This is a genomic window from Flavobacterium chungbukense (genome assembly GCF_020805785.1).
In the GTDB taxonomy this organism is placed as follows: Bacteria; Bacteroidota; Bacteroidia; order Flavobacteriales; family Flavobacteriaceae; genus Flavobacterium; species Flavobacterium chungbukense.
Genome location: NZ_JAJGZV010000001.1, coordinates 793,780 through 810,648, shown reverse-complemented (window position 1 = coordinate 810,648; position 16,869 = coordinate 793,780). Strand labels below are relative to the sequence as shown.

Genomic DNA, 16,869 nt, shown 5'->3' with positions numbered 1-16,869 from the left:
CCATTTACTATGAGAACAAAATTATTTTTTTTCGTCATTCTGTTAGTTACCTATAGCGGTTATGCACAGCAAGATGCGCAGTTTACGCAATATATGTACAATACAATTAACATAAATCCTGCTTATGCTGGTTCTCGTGGTGCATTAAGCGTTTTTGCATTACACCGTGATCAATGGGTAGGATTAGATGGAGCACCTAAAACCAATGCAATATCTGTTAATACGCCAATTAATAATAGTAATGTTGGACTTGGTGTATCTTTAGTTAATGATAAAATTGGACCTACAACCGAAAATCAATTTTCTGTAGATCTTTCTTATACTGTTCCAACATCAGAATCATGGAAACTTTCGTTTGGAGTAAAAGGTACTGCAGACATTTTCAATCTTGACATCAACAAACTTGATCCTGAAACAGCTGGAGATAAACAATTTCAAAACTTAAATAACGACTTTTCTCCAAATATAGGAGCTGGAATTTACTGGCATTCTAGTAAAGCATACATCGGATTATCTGTGCCAAATTTCATTCAGACCAATCGTTATGATGATAATGATGTAGCAATTTATAAGGATCAAATCAATTATTATTTAATGGGAGGTTATGTTTTTGATCTTTCTCAGGAAATAAAATTCAAACCAGCAGTTTTAGCTAAAATGGTTGAAGGAGCTCCTCTTCAGGTTGATGCATCGGCAAACTTTTTATTCTTCGAAAAACTAACTCTTGGTGTTGCCTACAGATGGGATGCAGCAGTAAGTGCCATGGCTGGATTTCAACTTACTGAAGGCTTATATCTTGGATACGGGTATGACAATGAAACAACCAGACTGAGAAAGTATAATTCTGGTTCGCATGAAATCTTCCTTCGTTTCGAACTTTTCAAATACAATAGTAAAATGACAACTCCTCGTTTCTTCTAAAAAACATCGCATCATGAAAAACTATACACTACTTCTCTTAACCATTATCAGTGCTTTTTCATTTGGCAGTTATGCGCAAAAAGCGAAAATAGCTTCTGGAGATAAGAAATATGACAGTTATGCTTATGTAGACGCTATTAAAACATATGAAAAAGTAGCCAATAAAGGATACAAATCTGAGGATATGTTTAAAAAGCTAGGAAACTCTTACTATTTTAATTCTGATTTTGCCAATGCCGCAAAATGGTATGGTGAATTGTTTAGTATGAATACTTCTGTAGAACCTGAATATTATTACAGATATGCTCAATCTCTAAAATCAATTGGTGAAAACAATAAAGCTAATTCGCTTTTAGATCAATTTTATACGAAATCAAAAGATGATGTTAGAGGTAAACTTTATAAAGACAATGTAAATTATCTGGATGAAATTAAAGCTAATTCAGGAAGATATAAAATTGAAGATGCTGGTATAAATAGTAAATACTCAGATTACGGATCTTTTGTTTATAACAACAAAATATATTTTGCATCGGCAAGAGATACTGGAAATTTTTCGAAACGCAAACACCAATGGACAGGCGAATATTTTACTAATATCTACAATGCTGACGTAAATCCTGAAAATGGAAATCCAGGCAAAGTCAAAAAGTTAAAATCGGCTATCAACACCAAATTTCACGAAGCTTCTCCAGTTTTTACTCAAGATGGTAAAACCGTTTATTTTACTAGAAACAATTACATCAATGGTAAAAAAGGAAAAGATGACAATAGAATTACTTTGATAAAGATTTATAAAGCAACTTTAGGTGCTGATAATAAATGGGGTAATATAATTGAACTGCCTTTTAATAGCGATAATTACAGTACAGCGCATCCTGCATTAAGTCCTGATGAAAAAACATTGTATTTTTCTTCAGACATGCCAGGTTCTATCGGTCAGTCTGATTTATACAAAGTTAGCATTAATCCGAATAACGGATTTGGAACTCCTGAAAATCTTGGAAAGGATATTAATACCGAAGGAAAAGAAACCTTTCCTTTTGTGACTAAAGAAAATGAAATCTATTTTTCATCAGACGGATATCCTGGACTTGGAGGTTTAGATGTTTTTGTTGCTAATATTGATAAAGACGGAAAAATCAGTAATGTTCAAAATGTTGGAGCAGATGTAAATTCTCCTAAAGATGATTTTGCCTACCTTATTGATCCAACTTCAAGAAGAGGTTATTTTACTTCAAATAAAGATGGTGGTCAAGGTTCTGATGATATTTACAAATTCTTAGAAACAAGAAAACTAAAATGTGAGCAAAAGCTTGAAGGCGTAATCACAGATGCTCAAACAGGAACCATTTTGCTAGGCACAAAAGTGACTTTATATGATGATCAAATGAACATCAAAAATGAAACTTTTAGTGATGGATCAGGAAAATATACTTTCCCTGTAGAATGCGGAAAAATCTATTTTGTTAGAGCTGAAAAACCAGAATATACGACAAAAGAAGTAACTGTAACCATTTCAAAAACAACTGGTACAACAAGTCTTCCAATTGCTTTAGAAAAATCAAGCTGTAAAGTTACTATTGGTGATGATTTAGGAGTATGTTTTGGCATTAAAATGATCTATTTTGATTTAGACAAATCGAATATTAGAACAGAAGCTGCTTTAGATTTAGAAAAAATATTAGTGGTTTTAAATGAAAATCCAACAATGAAATTAGATATTCGTTCGCATACAGACAGTAGAGCAACACATCAATACAATGCCGCTTTGTCTGACAGAAGAGCAAAATCTACCATCAAATGGCTTATTAAAAATGGTATATCGCCAAATCGATTAACCGGAAAAGGCTATGGCGAAACACAACTGGTAAATAAATGTTCTGATGGCGTTAATTGCACCGAAGAAGAACATCAAGCGAATAGACGAAGTGAGTTTATTATAACTGCTTTGTAATTTTTAATTACTAACATAACCATCTGAAAAAGCTGTCCGTAAAGACAGCTTTTTTTATACAAAAAAATCGTTGTAACTCTACAAATTACAACGATCTCTAAAAAACCAACCAGTTCAATTTTTTGTTACAGCTTAGCAAAAATGTTAGTGTAATATTTTTTACCAGTAGCTGCATCTGTTGTTACAGCTATACCGAAATGTGTATAATCACCTTCGATATTTGCTTTGTGGCCTGGACTCTCCAACCAAGCTCTCAAAGCCGCTTCGGGAGTTTTATAGTTGTAGGCAACGTTTTCACCAACTTTTTTGGCTCCTAAAACACTAGTAATATTTTCAGATCTTTTGACAAAATCATTGTGGTCTACAACATTATTTTCAATCATATAAACATTATGCTCTTCACATTTAGAAGATATATGATTCACTCTTTCTAAAGTATTTAAACCAACACTAACACGGTATTCGTTTATCAGCTTTATTATTGAAAGTTCTGAGTCGTTGTAAGAATAATTAGTAACGAGCGCTTCGATTGGATTATTATCCACGCTTCCTTCGGCGGTATCTGCAGAACATGAGTTCATTGCGATTAGAATCGCAATGAACAACATGATGCGCTTAATCTTTTTCATAATCAACAGCATTTTAGCAGTTTAAAGTAAATGTGGGGCAAATCCTTTAAATTTATGTTTGAATAAATATCCTTTGTTTTTCTTTACCAAACATATTCAATCTATCGCTAAACTACAAAATTAATCGATGAAATACATCTCTTTTTTTTAATGAAATATAATTTTCCTACAAATCAAGAAGAAAGCCTATCAATCTTCCATGTAAAGTCTGATTGGCTGGTATAACGAATCCTGTCGTGCAGTCTGTTAGCTCTTCCCTGCCAAAATTCTACTTGTAACGGTGTGACAATATATCCTCCCCAATTTTCAGGTCTTGGGATTGGTTTTCCTTCAAACTCCGCTTCAATTTTCTTTAAATTTTCTTCTAAAAAATCCCTTGACGGAATTACTTCACTTTGATTAGAAACAATAGCGCCGAGCTTGCTTCCGTCGGGACGTGAATCAAAATAATTGTCTGAAATAATTTCGGAAGTTTTTTGCGCGATTCCTTTAATAATTACCTGACGTTCCATTTCCTGCCAGAAAAAAGACAAACAAACATTTGGATTGTTTTCAATTGCCTTTCCTTTTTCAGAATGATAATTAGTGTAAAATATAAATCCTTCTTCAGAAAATTTCTTTAGTAACACCACACGAGACTTCGGAAAACCATCTAAACCAATTGTAGAAACAGTCATAGCATTTACCTCACCGCTTCCACCGAAATCTTCTACTTCGTGAAACCATTTATTAAAAAGATTAATAGGATCTTCTGGAATATTAGTTTCTAATAATTCGCTCTTCTCGTATGATTTTCTATAATTACTTAAATCGCTCATGACTTATTATTTTAGATTGTTGATTTTAGATTTTTTTGTTTCAAGTTTCAAGTTTGTCAGGCTGAGCGTTCCGAGACTTCGGGAGAAGCCCCTTATATTCAAGACGCCTCTCTACAATAGCCCTTCGACTTCGCTCAAGGTGACATCAGTATATTAAAGTTCCAAAACTTAGAATCTTAGCACTTCAGAACCTTAGATTAAAATTCAAAAGAAACTCCATCATCTCCCAAGAGAACATTCGGAAAAACCTCTTCTGCTTCTGCTTTAAAACGTTCTAAACCATCATATCGTGTAGAGTAATGCCCAAGTATCAATTGTTTTACATTTGCCTTTAAAGCGATTCTGGCAGCTTCTTTTGCTGTAGAATGCAAAGTTTTTTCTGCTAATCTTGCTTCCGATTCTAAAAAGGTAGATTCGTGGTATAAAATATCCGTATTTTCAATGATTGGAATTATCTCTTCATTATAAACGGTATCCGAGCAAAAAGCATAACTTTTTGTGGGCGGCGGATCAAAAGTCAATTTTTCGTTTTCAACTACAGATCCATCATCCAACGTAATATCGCCTCCATTTTTTATTTTCTGATAATAAGCAACATGAACATCATACTGCTGAACTGCTTCTACATTCAGCTTTCTTTCATCTGGTTTTTCCTGAAAATGATAACCATTGGTATAAACCCTATGTTTTAATGGAATTGTTTTTACAATTACTTTTTTATCTTCAAAAATAACTTCACTTTCTTTTGATTCTAATTCGTGAAAAAATAAAGAATAAGTCGTCCAAGATTCCGTCAATTTCAATTGAAGCAAAATTAATTCTTTAATTCCTTTTGGACCATAAATATGTAAATCGGTTGTTCTTCCTAAAAGAGAAAATGTAGAGATAGTCCCAATTAACCCAAACAAATGATCTCCATGAAGATGGGAAATAAAGATGTGATTAATTTTTGAGAATTTAATTTTATTCTTTCGGAGCTGCACCTGAGTTCCTTCACCACAGTCAATTAAAAACAATCTGTTTTTAATATCTAAAACCTGCGAAGTCGGATTAGTAAGTGTTCTGGGAGTTGCTGCATAACAGCCAAGTATAGTAAGCTTCATTTTAGATTGTTGATTTTAGATTTTAGATTGAGGAAAATATTTTAGAATTGAGAAACCATTTTAGATTCAGGTATAATCTAAAATCTAAAGTCTAAAATCTGAAATCTAAAATCCTAAGTCTCTTTCGATTTCTTCCATTTCGATAATATCGTGCGCTTCTAAAAGAGAAGGTACAACTGCCAATTTATCCGAAATGGCATTAAAATCAAGATCTGTAGCGACAATTACAAACGATTTTTTTGCTTTTTTATGCTGCTTAGAAAGCGGTAAAAAAGCTTTCAAATCTTTTTCTGTAATCGCTTTATCCGCTGACAAATCGATGATAATATTTTGTTTTTCAAAGGTTTTAAACTGTTGCGTTACTTTTTCCAAGAAAGCATTTACATCTCCTTGTGTATCTTTAATAGTAACGGTATGTCCTTTTTGATCTACTTTCATTTTTTAATTGGTGGGGCTTATATAAAAATTGATTTTCTAAGAGCTAAGGTACGAAGTTTTTTTTTAGAGTTTTCAGTCTCTGTTTTCAGTTTTCAGTTTTTTAACGAGTGTCACACTGAGCGAAGTCGAAGTGCTTTTTAAAATCGAAATGTAATTTGCAAGCGTGGGCTTCGACTTCGCTCAGCCTGACAAACGTAAAAGTTATTTGCACTGAAAACTGTCACTGCGACTGAATACTAAAATCTACTGTATTTTAGAAGCCAGCAAATAAATAACCGCCATTCTAATTGCAACACCATTTTCCACCTGATTTAAGATTACAGAATGATCAGAATCTGCCACTTCAGAAGTAATCTCTACTCCTCTATTAATTGGTCCTGGGTGCATGATTACGATTTCTTTTCCAAGTGAATCCAAAAGCGGTTTGTCTACTCCGTATTGTTGTGCATACTCACGTGTAGATGGAAAGAAATTCACATCCATACGCTCGTTTTGAACTCTAAGCATATTGGCAACATCGCTCCATTCTAATGCTTTTCGCAAATTCGGTTCAACCGTTACACCAAGCGATTCGATATATCTCGGAATCAATGTTTTTGGTCCGCAAACTTTTACTTCTGCGCCTTGCATCTGCAAAGCATATATGTTTGAAAGCGCTACACGCGAATGCAGAATATCGCCTACAATAACTACTTTTTTTCCGGCAACATCTCCCAGTTTTTCTCTTATAGAATAACTGTCTAACAAAGCCTGAGTTGGGTGTTCGTGTGCTCCGTCTCCGGCGTTTACGATACTGGCTTTGACATTTTTAGATAAAAAATAAGCCGCTCCGGGATTGGAGTGGCGCATTACAACCATATCTACTTTCATCGAAAGGATATTGTTTACAGTATCAATCAAAGTTTCTCCTTTTTTAACCGAAGACTGAGCTGCAGAAAAACTGATGACATCTGCAGATAAACGTTTCTGCGCTAATTCGAAAGAGAGTTTGGTTCTGGTACTGTTTTCAAAGAAAATATTGGCAATGGTAATATCTCGTAATGAAGGAACTTTTTTAATCGGTCGGTTAATGACTTCTTTAAAATGATCTGCCGTTTCAAAAATCAGGTTAATATCATTCTCGTTGATATATTTTATTCCTAACAAATGATTTACGCTTAATTCTTTCATCTTTATTGTTTAATTGTTTTTTATTGTTTAATCGCTTTTTGTTGTTTAATCGTTTATTTGTTTAATCGTTTAATCGTCCTCTTTTGGACTTTAAATCTATAAACAATTTCACGCTCCAACTTTTTTAATTGAGTAATCGAAATGAATCGATTAAACAATTAACCGATTAAACGATTAACCAAATTTAATTTGTCACTAAGTGAACCACATCTTCACCATCATTTTCTTTCCAGCTCACTATAACTTTTTCGCCATTAATAGCATCTACCTGACGGCCTCTATAATCGGGTTGAATTGGCAAATGACGGCTGAAACGTCTGTCAATCAAAACCAATAATTCAATTTCTGAAGGTCTTCCAAAAGATTGAATGGCAGTTAAGGCAGAACGAATGCTTCTTCCTGTAAACAAAACGTCATCGATAAAAATGACTTTTTTGTCTTCGACTATAAAATTGATTTGAGTTTTATTGGCTTCAAGCGGTTTATCAGTACGACGGAAATCATCTCTAAAAAAAGTGATATCCAGATATCCTAAAGAAATTTCAGGAACTTTGTATTCGCTTTCTAATAATTGTTTTAAACGTTCCGCTAAATAAACACCTCTTGGCTGAATTCCGACTAAAATAGTATTAGAGAAATCAAGATGTTTTTCGATTAACTGACAAGCCAAACGATGGAGTATGATAGTAACTTCTTTAGAATTAAGTAATACTTTTTGACTCATAAGTGATTGTAATGTTTGGTTGCGCAAATATACGGAATCTGATTTTATTTGTTGGGGTGTTGAAAGCGGAATTATTTCATTCACATTTGAGTTTAAACTAATCATTTTTTTATCAAGAATTTTACAAAATAAAATCCTACTTTTTCTATTTAAATAATATTAAAACTATATTTTAGCGTGCAAAAACAAATTTATAAGAAAAATTATGATATACGAAAAAAGTCTCGAAGATGAAATTGATTGGAAAGTAATCGATCAGCTTCATACTGCAACAAATTTCTTTGCTTCTACTAGTACAGAATTAAAAAAATTGTATTTCACATTGATAGCAATCGCAATTCCAACACTTATTAAATTATCTCAAGACAGTCTTGATAAATCATTATTTATCAGCATTTTCACACTAACTATTTTGTTTTGGCTTTTAGACAGTTATACCTATTTTTATCAAGATAAATTACGCGAAAAAATGAATATTCTTTTTAATCAAATAAAAAAAAGAAATACCGTTATTAACGAGAAAGACGAAAGTAACAATAAAGAAATTATAATTGAAACTAATAGAACAAGTAAAGGTAGAATTTGGAGATCTTTATTTAATAATTCCATGCTTCTATATTTATTTATGTTTACTATTACAATAATTGGATCGATACTGTTTTGGAAAGATTTTATATAATAGAGTAATGAAATATTTTGTAAGTTATACAACAATTGACAAAGAGATAACAGCATCTCTTCTTGCTAATTATTCAAATTTCCTAAAATCTAAAGGTGATGTATATATAGACTTGTTAGATAATGATTCATTAGATAAACAAAGACGAGTATTTGAAGAATTGAATAAATGTGATACCTTAATTATTATTGAAAGTAAAAACGTATACAATTCTAAATGGGTAGAATTAGAAATTAAGCAAGCAATTAAGCTAAGAAAAAAAATAGAAACAATTTCCCTAAAAACTATCAAAAAAATTATTGTTGATTTATAACTAAAATTTTAGAATATAGATTTAATCAAAGACTAAAAGAATAAACATTTTATCGTAAATAGTATTTAACATTATTTTTAAAAAGATGACAGAAAAAATTAAGGAATGTTTCATAATAATGCCAATAAGTAATAATGATAAATATTCTGATGGACACTTCAAAAGAGTTTATCAACACTTAATAGTTCCAGCATGTGAAATTGCAGGCTTTAAGCCTGTGAGAGCTGATGACATAATTAATACAAACTACATTGCAATTGACATAATCAAAAGAATAATCGAATCTGATATGGCAATTTGCGATTTGAGCTCACAAAATCCTAATGTTCTATATGAGCTAGGTATTCGTCAAGCTTTTAATAAACCCGTTACGTTGATCAAAGACAAGTCCACTAAACGAATTTTTGATATTCAAGGATTCAGGGATTTTGAATATGATGAAAATCTAAGAATTGACAATGTAGAAAGTGAAGTTGAAAATTTGGCTGAATTAATTCAAAATACATATAAAAGCCAAGGTAATGAAATAAATTCATTAGTTTCATTATTAAGTTTGAGCCCGGCAAAACTTAAAGAAAATAATAAATCTTTATCAATAGATACTGAATTGATATTAAATACACTTTTAGTTTTAGAAAAGAAAATCTCAAATTTAGAAAATAGAAATGGCAATATCAAAAGCGGTGAATTAGTAGCTAGTCCACAACATTATTATGGAGGAGGAGAAATAAAGGAAATTGAAAAACTTCCAGATGGTGTAGGAGATCGATTAACTAGAACAGATATTAATCGTCTCAAAATAGGTGATAAGATATACCAACCTAGATTTGGAATTGGTGAAATATTAAATATTGAAGAATCAGGTACGGCTATCTTAAGACGGAAAGCCGATGTAAAGTTTGACGTAGGAATAAAAAGACTTGCATTAGAGTTAGCTAGTCTCAGAAAAGTTGAATAAATATGGAGAATTTATAACTACTTTAAAATCATCAAATCAAAATCCTAAAACATTTCCAAAAAATTCTATAACACATTTCCACGATTGTTGAAGTAATTTTAATATTGAATTTAAAAACTCAACATCATGCAAAATAAAATATTAAGATTGTTAATGGTATTCGTAATACTATTTTCATTTACAAGCTGTGAACTAGTAGGAGACATTTTTAAAGCCGGAATGGGATTCGGAATTTTTATCGTAATCTTTATTGTTGCGATTATTATTTGGATTTTCGCCAAAATGTTCGGCAGGAAATAAGACATAAAAAATCCCCGTTATGAGAATAACGGGAATTTTTTTTATTGCCACTAATTACACAAATTAGCACAAATTTAATTCGTGGAAATTGGTGCAATTGCTTCGCCTATTCGCTATCGCTCGGGTAGTGGCTATATTTTTTAAATTAAAAAATCCCAAACTCCAAGTTTAATTTGGAATTTGGGATTTTCATATTGTAATTTATTTTGAGATTAAAGATTGTACATCTTCTTTCTTTGTTCTTGAATTTTTTCATCATCAAGATATTCGTCAAATGTCATGTAACGGTCGATAACTCCGTTTGGTGTCAATTCTACGATTCTGTTACCAACAGTTTGTGCAAACTCGTGGTCATGCGTTGTGAAGATCACAGAACCTTTAAAGTTTTTCAAAGAGTTGTTGAAAGCTGTAATAGACTCCAAATCTAAGTGATTTGTTGGTTCGTCTAACATTAAAACGTTGGCACGCTCCATCATCATTCTAGAAAGCATACAACGTACTTTTTCTCCTCCTGATAAAACTCTAGACGTTTTAAGAGCTTCTTCTCCAGAGAAAATCATTTTCCCTAAGAAACCTCTAATGAATACCTCATCACGCTCTTCTTCTGTTTTAGCGTACTGACGTAACCAGTCAACTAAACTCAAATCGTTTTCAAAGTAATCGTGGTTTTCAGCTGGTAAATACGCTTGGTTTGTTGTAATTCCCCAATCGAAGTTTCCAGAATCTGCTTTTTGTTCGTTGTTTAAGATTTCGTAGAAAGCAGTTGTTGCACGTGAATCTTTAGAGAAAAGAACGATTTTATCGCCTTTTGCCATATTCAGGTTAATATCTTTAAACAAAACTTCTCCATCTACAGAAGCGGATAAGTTTTCTACATTCAAAATTTGATCTCCAGCTTCACGATCCTGATCGAAAATAATCGCAGGATAACGACGGCTTGAAGGTTTGATTTCAGAAATATTCAATTTCGAAATCATTTTTTTACGAGAAGTAGCTTGTTTCGATTTCGCAACGTTTGCACTAAAACGACGAATAAACTCTTCCAATTCTTGTTTCTTCTCTTCTGCTTTTTTGTTTTGTTGTGCACGTTGTTTTGCTGCTAATTGGCTAGACTCGTACCAGAACGTATAGTTTCCTGAATAGTGATTGATTTTTCCGAAATCAATATCAGAAATATGTGTACAAACCGCATCTAAAAAGTGACGGTCGTGAGATACCACAATTACAGTATTTTCGTAGTTTGCCAAGAAGTTTTCTAACCAAGCGATTGTCTCGAAATCCAAGTCGTTGGTAGGCTCATCCATAATCAATACATCAGGATTTCCGAAAAGTGCTTGCGCCAAAAGCACACGTACTTTCATCTTTCCTTCCATATCTGCCATTAAAGTATAATGGTCTGCTTCTGAAATTCCTAAGTTAGATAACATTGATGCAGCATCAGAATCAGCATTCCATCCGTTCATTTCTTCAAACTGAACTTGAAGCTCCCCTATTCTATCCGCATTTGCATCGTTATAATCTAAATAAAGTTCATCCATTTCTTTTTTAACAGCGTACAGAACTTTATTTCCCATTAAAACGGTTTCTAAAACAGTATGCTCGTCGAACATGTTGTGGTTCTGGTTTAAAACCGACATACGTTTTCCTGGCTCTAAATGAATGTGCCCAGAAGTTGGGTCCATATCGCCTGAAATGATTTTTAGGAATGTAGATTTTCCAGCACCATTGGCTCCAATAACGCCGTAAATATTTCCGTGAGTAAACGTAGTATTTACTTCGTCAAATAAAATTCTTTTACCAAACTGAACTGATAAATTATTGACTGTTAACATGAATGTCTTTTTAATTAATTTGGTGCAAAAGTAGTGAAAAAGGTTCTAAGTTGCAAAGATACTAAGGTGCTAAGGTTTTATATGAACAAGCATTTCTCAGAGAAGCGCAGAGAAAGAACTTTGCACAGGTGATAAAACCATATAAGTGATATAAGTTCATTTAAACTAAACTTATAATTTCCTACAATTAGCAATAACACTTATAATCTCTTACATGAACTTATATGGTTAAAAAACTACAACTGACTTTCCTTAGCCAGCGCCCCTTCTAAACTTTCAAAATTAGGCAAGACTTTAGCAATTATTCCTACTTTATTTAAAATAAAATGAGTTGGGAATGAATTTAACTGTAAAGCTTCATTCATATAATCTTTCATATCTGGAATTACAGCATACGAAAGTGGTTTTCTTGCTAAAAATGCGTTTAACTGTTCGGTTGAATCTTCTGCTAAACTTAAAAACATAATATCTTTTCGGTCTTTATATTCTTCAACCAATTTATTTACTTGCGGAAATTCTCTAATGCAAGGTGCGCAGTGAATGTACCAGCATTTTATAACTATGATTTTTCCTTTCATAGATTCATTTGTAACCAAATTTCCGTTTAAATCTTTAAATGAAAACAGAGGAAAAGCCGTTCCTTCCATTTTGTAGTTTTTATAAGCGTCAAAACCTATTTGATTGATTGTCGCTTTAATACTGCTATCTGTTTTGGGCTGAATTTTAAATAATTTATAATAATAAATCGAGCCTTCTGATTTTAATCGGATTGGAATAAAATTTCCGTTTGCCAATTGATCTAGAAATGATTCTTTAGTAATTTCTTTCGAAGAAGAATCCAACGCCGTAAAATCTCTTGAAAGCATGATTTTTTTATTATAAAGCGACCAAGATTCGTACGTTTTCTGAATTTGAATTGGATCAACTTCGGGATTTCCAAATTTATTTTGGGCTGAGCTTACTGAGAAGATAAAAAGAGAAAAAATTAAAATAAATAATTTATGCATGGATTCTGAAACATTGTATTTGATTTCAAAAGTACTTAAAAGTTTTTATTCCTTTATGAATGAAATATCCATATAATATCTATTCGGATCTTTTGGATCAATCAAAACCATAATTTCATCTATTATTTCAAACTCTCTAGGATCTAGCCAAATATTTTCGCTTTCAAATAAATAAGTTTTGTTCGTTTCTGAATCTGACCATTTACTGCATATAAGATAGGGATGACTACCGTTTACTGTAACATTTACATTAAGCATTATTTGACTAAACCTAGTTGTAATACGTCTGCCTTTTTCCTTCAAAAATCGTATCTCTTTTTGTTTCAAATAATCAGCTCTAAAAAATGAAAAACCTGTCAGAAAGAAAACACTTCCTGCAATCCCTAAGATCGAGACTCCGAGATATAAAGTACTAAAACTATTTATCTTGGCCTTGTATGGATTTTTAGGATCATACAAAACTTCTACATTTTCTCCCTCGTTATATTCTATTAGATTATTGCTGGTATTTAAAAAAAGCTTGTATGTTTTCCCCTCTTTTGTTACAAAAGACACTTTAGTGCTATAATTCGAGCTAGATAGCACCAGACCCTTTACAAGATCTGCCTTATCTATAAAAGGCTTTTTTTCTTGATAAATAAAAAAGGCTTGTATTAGAATCCATAATCCAATTATGCAGAAAATATATTTCACGATAGAAATACTATTTTTCATTTTTCTCTATTTAAATTTTAGTGCAAAACATTCCTTAAATAAATTAGCTGCATTTCTAGTTTTTAAGTTTGGGTAAAAAAGAAGTATCCATAGTATATTTCGCAGGATTTTCAGGGTCAATAAAAACTCTTACGGTATCTGTTTTTACAAATTCTGTAGGATCAAACCAGATGCTTTCGCTTTTAAAAACATATAGTTCATCGGTTTTCGGATCCTGCCATTGACTCAAAATCTGAAAAGGATTTCTTCCGTTTAATGTCTGATTGGTGTTTAACTGAACTTGTGTAAATTTTGCAGCAATTGGCTTACCTGTTTCAAGTAAATTTTGCACTTTTTTCTTTTTAAGATAACGAAATAAAACGCCCAAAGAACCAATTAAAAAGAAAACGATTCCGATAAAACCTAAAATTATAACGCCTAACCATAACGAGAAAAAACCATTAATCTCAGCATCATGCGGGTTTGCGGGATCATAAAAAATTTCGACATTTTCTCCTACGTCATAACTTGGCGGATTACTGCTAGTAGATGATGTGTAGGTAATTTCCTGACCCGCTTTTGTTGTAAATGAAACAACAGGGCTATAAGTAGTAGAGTCTTTCGATCTTTTAGAAACCATTTCGATAACTGTTCCTTGTGTCGTTTCTGCTTTTTCGAGAAATGCCTGTTTGTCTACATAAAGATAAATAGCTCCTGCTAATAGACCTGCTCCGATAATGGAGAATACATAATTAAAAATTGAGAATGCTTTCATTATTTTGGGTTTGATTAGTTGCTGTAAAAATAATTCTAAAACCGATATTTCCTACTAAATAGATTTTTTTTTAAATAAAAAAAGCCTGACAACGAATTGCCAGGCTCTATAAATGTTCTTGCTTAGATAAAAACCAAATAACAAATTATCTAAACTCGACACATTCTTTTGAAATAAAATTAGATTAAAAAATAAATAACCAAACTCAATTTTAACCCACCAAACATTTTATTTCACATAATTTTCAGGATTTTTGTTATTAACTCTTGAAAATATATTTTTTGCTCTTTCTATAGAAGAGCAGAAAAATCACTTTTGTAAATATCTCTGCCAAAAACGTTCTAGCAGAGATATAGAATTCAAATTAATAAAGGCAACATTTTACTAAACACTAATTCAAATTATATTACAATAATTTTTTCAAGCTTGTATAAACAGCTAATTCTACATCTGCGTGGTCTTTTGTATTACAATCTTCTATTAATTTTTTCAAATTATCAGATTTTAAAGTTGACTTATTATCCAAAACCAATAATAATTCCTGCGATGCATCATTTAATTTTTTAGACAAAGGCAATAGTGGCTGCACCAAAGGAGCATTTGCACTTAGCGACGTCAGATCTTTGTGTACAACAATCCATTTGTTTAAAAAACCTGCCACTTTTGCTTTATTATCTGCTGATTTATTCGCTAAATATTGAGCAACTGCAGCATCAAATGCCAAAGCGTCTTTTGCATCTGGACCACATGCGTCTGCAAAAAGTGTCAACGGAGAATACATTTGATATTCTGTTCCACCTTTATTACGGGTATAGCCTTTTAATGGTTCGCTTACTTTTAGCAATTCTTCCAATGGCTTGATATCCTGATTGTTTGCAATATTTCTTAAAATCACGTCTTTATTACGAAGATGCGTAATTCCTAATTCTTCTAATCTAAAAGAAACTGTTTCCAATCGCTTGCGCATATTTTCAACATCTACCACATCTTCTGCAGACCAAAGTCTTTCTGCTATTGCAGCTGTTCTTGGCCAAAGTCTTGAATCTATTGTAAGTGGGGACACTAATTCTGTCCACATTGTAGCTTCTCCACCTAAAATTCTTGCTTTTTCTTCTGCAGTTAAATTTGCTCCTTTTGGCATTGGATCATTCAAATAATGGCTTGCAATCGGGTACATTAAATCGATATAATAGCCATTTGATAAAACGGTTTTATATCCTTTTTTAACAGCATCTACTAAAGACTGGCCAGCAGCCATTCCCTCATTTGGACCTCTCCAGGAATGTACAATCGCTTCTTTCGAAAGATTTTTCGTCAGAATCTCCTCCCAACCCATCAATTGTTTTCCATGTTTCTTTAACATTGGGGCCAATTGCATCGTAAAATAGGTTTGTAATTCGTGATTTGTTTTTAAGTTATGTTTCTTTTTAAATTCTTGAATTTTAGGGTTTGCATCCCAGTCTTTTCCTTCATTTTCATCTCCTCCAATGTGGAAATAAGCTCCCGGAAACAGCGGACAAACCTCATCAAAAACTTCACTTAAAATCTGATATGTTTTAGGGTTTGAAGGATCTAATGTTGGCGAAAAAATACCAGCATTTCTCTCAACTCCATAGGTAGCGATTGCTGTACCTTGAATATTTTTTTCGGACGTTCCTCCTGTCAGCGTGATAGCTTTACTGCCAATTTCTGGGTAAGCCGTTAAAATGGCTGATCCGTGACCTGGAACATCTATTTCTGGAACAATTAAAATACCGCGTTCATCAGCATATTTTACGATATTTTTAATTTCCTCTTGTGTATAATACATTCCATCCGAAGCTAATTCTATAAACTTTGGATGTTTTTTCATTTCAATTCTCCAACCTTGGTCATCAACTAAGTGCCAGTGAAAAACATTCATTTTCATAGCTGCCAATGCATCAATATTTCTTTTGATTACATCAATTGGTTGAAAATGTCTTGAAACATCAATCATTAAACCTCTCCAAGTAAATCTTGGAAAATCTGAGATTTTTGACGTTGGAAAATAAAAAGAATGTGAATTGTTTTGAAGCAACTGCAATAAAGTCTCTAAGCCATGCAAAGCACCTAAATCGCTTGATGCATTTAAAGTAATTTTGTTTGAAGTGATATCTAAATGATAACTTTCGTCTTCGTATATACCAATTTTACCGCTTTTAGTACAATTGATTTGCAATTCTGCGTTTGGAACTTCGTTTAATTTGGTAACAAAACCTTGCTCAAAAAATATACCTGCCCTACCATCTAAACGGCGCAAAAAGCGAGTTACTCCTCCAAAAATTCTTGGATTCGGATTTCCTGTAATATTGACTTTAAAATTTTTAGTTAAAGCAAAATTACCTTCATTAACAACCACACTCTGAGGCCAAGGCATAAGATTTAGTTGCTCTTTCTGGACTTGAGCACCCGCAGTTATACCTGCAAATAATAGTACAAATAAATATTTCATTTTTCTTTTTTTTGGTTGGATAGTTTTAATAAGCATCCTAAATTTATATAAAAAAAAGACAAAACTCAGAATGACTTCT

17 protein-coding genes are annotated in these 16,869 nt (G+C 32.4%); 6 read left to right on the top strand and 11 right to left on the bottom strand.

The annotated features are described in order from the left end of the window. Positions 1-9 precede the first annotated feature (9 nt). Positions 10-921 carry a PorP/SprF family type IX secretion system membrane protein gene (locus LL966_RS03440; RefSeq protein WP_229350214.1) on the top strand — a complete coding sequence of 304 codons (912 nt, stop codon included), beginning with the start codon at positions 10-12 and terminating at the stop codon, positions 919-921. A 13-nt stretch (positions 922-934) separates the two neighbouring features. Continuing rightward, the gene (locus tag LL966_RS03435; RefSeq protein WP_229350212.1) at positions 935-2,878 is read left to right on the top strand and encodes an OmpA family protein; all 1,944 of its coding nucleotides are present in this window, start codon (positions 935-937) and stop codon (positions 2,876-2,878) included. 125 nt (positions 2,879-3,003) lie between these two features. Here the strand turns inward: LL966_RS03435 and LL966_RS03430 are convergent, their stop codons facing one another. The 6 genes from LL966_RS03430 to pyrR all read right to left on the bottom strand — a co-directional run bounded on the left by LL966_RS03430 (position 3,004) and on the right by pyrR (position 7,760). Next, complete coding sequence (locus tag LL966_RS03430; RefSeq protein WP_229350210.1) at positions 3,004-3,507, bottom strand: CAP domain-containing protein; 504 nt, start codon at positions 3,505-3,507, stop codon at positions 3,004-3,006. Positions 3,508-3,680: 173 nt separating this feature from the next. Then, positions 3,681-4,325 (bottom strand): pyridoxamine 5'-phosphate oxidase, encoded by a 645-nt coding sequence (gene pdxH / locus LL966_RS03425; RefSeq protein ID WP_229350208.1) that lies wholly within the window; start codon positions 4,323-4,325, stop codon positions 3,681-3,683. A 197-nt stretch (positions 4,326-4,522) separates the two neighbouring features. Continuing rightward, a complete protein-coding gene (locus LL966_RS03420; RefSeq protein ID WP_229350206.1) occupies positions 4,523-5,428 on the bottom strand; it encodes a ribonuclease Z in 906 nt (301 codons plus the stop codon). A gap of 105 nt (positions 5,429-5,533) precedes the next feature. Then, positions 5,534-5,866 carry a ribonuclease Z gene (locus tag LL966_RS03415; RefSeq protein ID WP_229350204.1) on the bottom strand — a complete coding sequence of 111 codons (333 nt, stop codon included), beginning with the start codon at positions 5,864-5,866 and terminating at the stop codon, positions 5,534-5,536. Between the two features lie 243 nt (positions 5,867-6,109). Further along, positions 6,110-7,036: an aspartate carbamoyltransferase catalytic subunit gene (locus LL966_RS03410; protein WP_229350202.1), complete on the bottom strand. Its 927-nt coding sequence runs from the start codon at positions 7,034-7,036 to the stop codon at positions 6,110-6,112. A 184-nt stretch (positions 7,037-7,220) separates the two neighbouring features. Beyond that, positions 7,221-7,760 carry a bifunctional pyr operon transcriptional regulator/uracil phosphoribosyltransferase PyrR gene (gene pyrR, locus LL966_RS03405; RefSeq protein WP_229350200.1) on the bottom strand — a complete coding sequence of 180 codons (540 nt, stop codon included), beginning with the start codon at positions 7,758-7,760 and terminating at the stop codon, positions 7,221-7,223. 205 nt (positions 7,761-7,965) lie between these two features. Here pyrR and LL966_RS03400 point away from each other — a divergent pair, with 205 nt between their 5' ends. From LL966_RS03400 to LL966_RS03385, 4 genes are all read left to right on the top strand, one after another. Beyond that, positions 7,966-8,439 carry a hypothetical protein gene (locus LL966_RS03400; RefSeq protein ID WP_229350198.1) on the top strand — a complete coding sequence of 158 codons (474 nt, stop codon included), beginning with the start codon at positions 7,966-7,968 and terminating at the stop codon, positions 8,437-8,439. A 7-nt stretch (positions 8,440-8,446) separates the two neighbouring features. Further along, the gene (locus tag LL966_RS03395; protein WP_229350196.1) at positions 8,447-8,752 is read left to right on the top strand and encodes a TIR domain-containing protein; all 306 of its coding nucleotides are present in this window, start codon (positions 8,447-8,449) and stop codon (positions 8,750-8,752) included. Positions 8,753-8,837: 85 nt separating this feature from the next. Continuing rightward, positions 8,838-9,710: a hypothetical protein gene (locus LL966_RS03390; protein ID WP_229350194.1), complete on the top strand. Its 873-nt coding sequence runs from the start codon at positions 8,838-8,840 to the stop codon at positions 9,708-9,710. A gap of 126 nt (positions 9,711-9,836) precedes the next feature. Beyond that, the gene (locus LL966_RS03385; RefSeq protein ID WP_166669280.1) at positions 9,837-10,010 is read left to right on the top strand and encodes a hypothetical protein; all 174 of its coding nucleotides are present in this window, start codon (positions 9,837-9,839) and stop codon (positions 10,008-10,010) included. A gap of 212 nt (positions 10,011-10,222) precedes the next feature. Here the strand turns inward: LL966_RS03385 and LL966_RS03380 are convergent, their stop codons facing one another. The 5 genes from LL966_RS03380 to LL966_RS03360 form a co-directional block, all read right to left on the bottom strand. Beyond that, positions 10,223-11,842 carry an ABC-F family ATP-binding cassette domain-containing protein gene (locus LL966_RS03380; protein WP_229350192.1) on the bottom strand — a complete coding sequence of 540 codons (1,620 nt, stop codon included), beginning with the start codon at positions 11,840-11,842 and terminating at the stop codon, positions 10,223-10,225. Between the two features lie 236 nt (positions 11,843-12,078). Then, a complete protein-coding gene (locus LL966_RS03375) occupies positions 12,079-12,849 on the bottom strand; it encodes a TlpA family protein disulfide reductase (RefSeq protein WP_229350190.1) in 771 nt (256 codons plus the stop codon). A gap of 45 nt (positions 12,850-12,894) precedes the next feature. After that, positions 12,895-13,563 (bottom strand): DUF3592 domain-containing protein, encoded by a 669-nt coding sequence (locus LL966_RS03370; protein ID WP_229350188.1) that lies wholly within the window; start codon positions 13,561-13,563, stop codon positions 12,895-12,897. Between the two features lie 55 nt (positions 13,564-13,618). After that, on the bottom strand, positions 13,619-14,317 hold the full coding sequence (locus LL966_RS03365; protein ID WP_229350186.1) for a DUF3592 domain-containing protein: 699 nt from the start codon (positions 14,315-14,317) through the stop codon (positions 13,619-13,621). 406 nt (positions 14,318-14,723) lie between these two features. Then, a complete protein-coding gene (locus LL966_RS03360; RefSeq protein ID WP_229350184.1) occupies positions 14,724-16,790 on the bottom strand; it encodes a beta-N-acetylhexosaminidase in 2,067 nt (688 codons plus the stop codon). Positions 16,791-16,869: the final 79 nt, after the last annotated feature.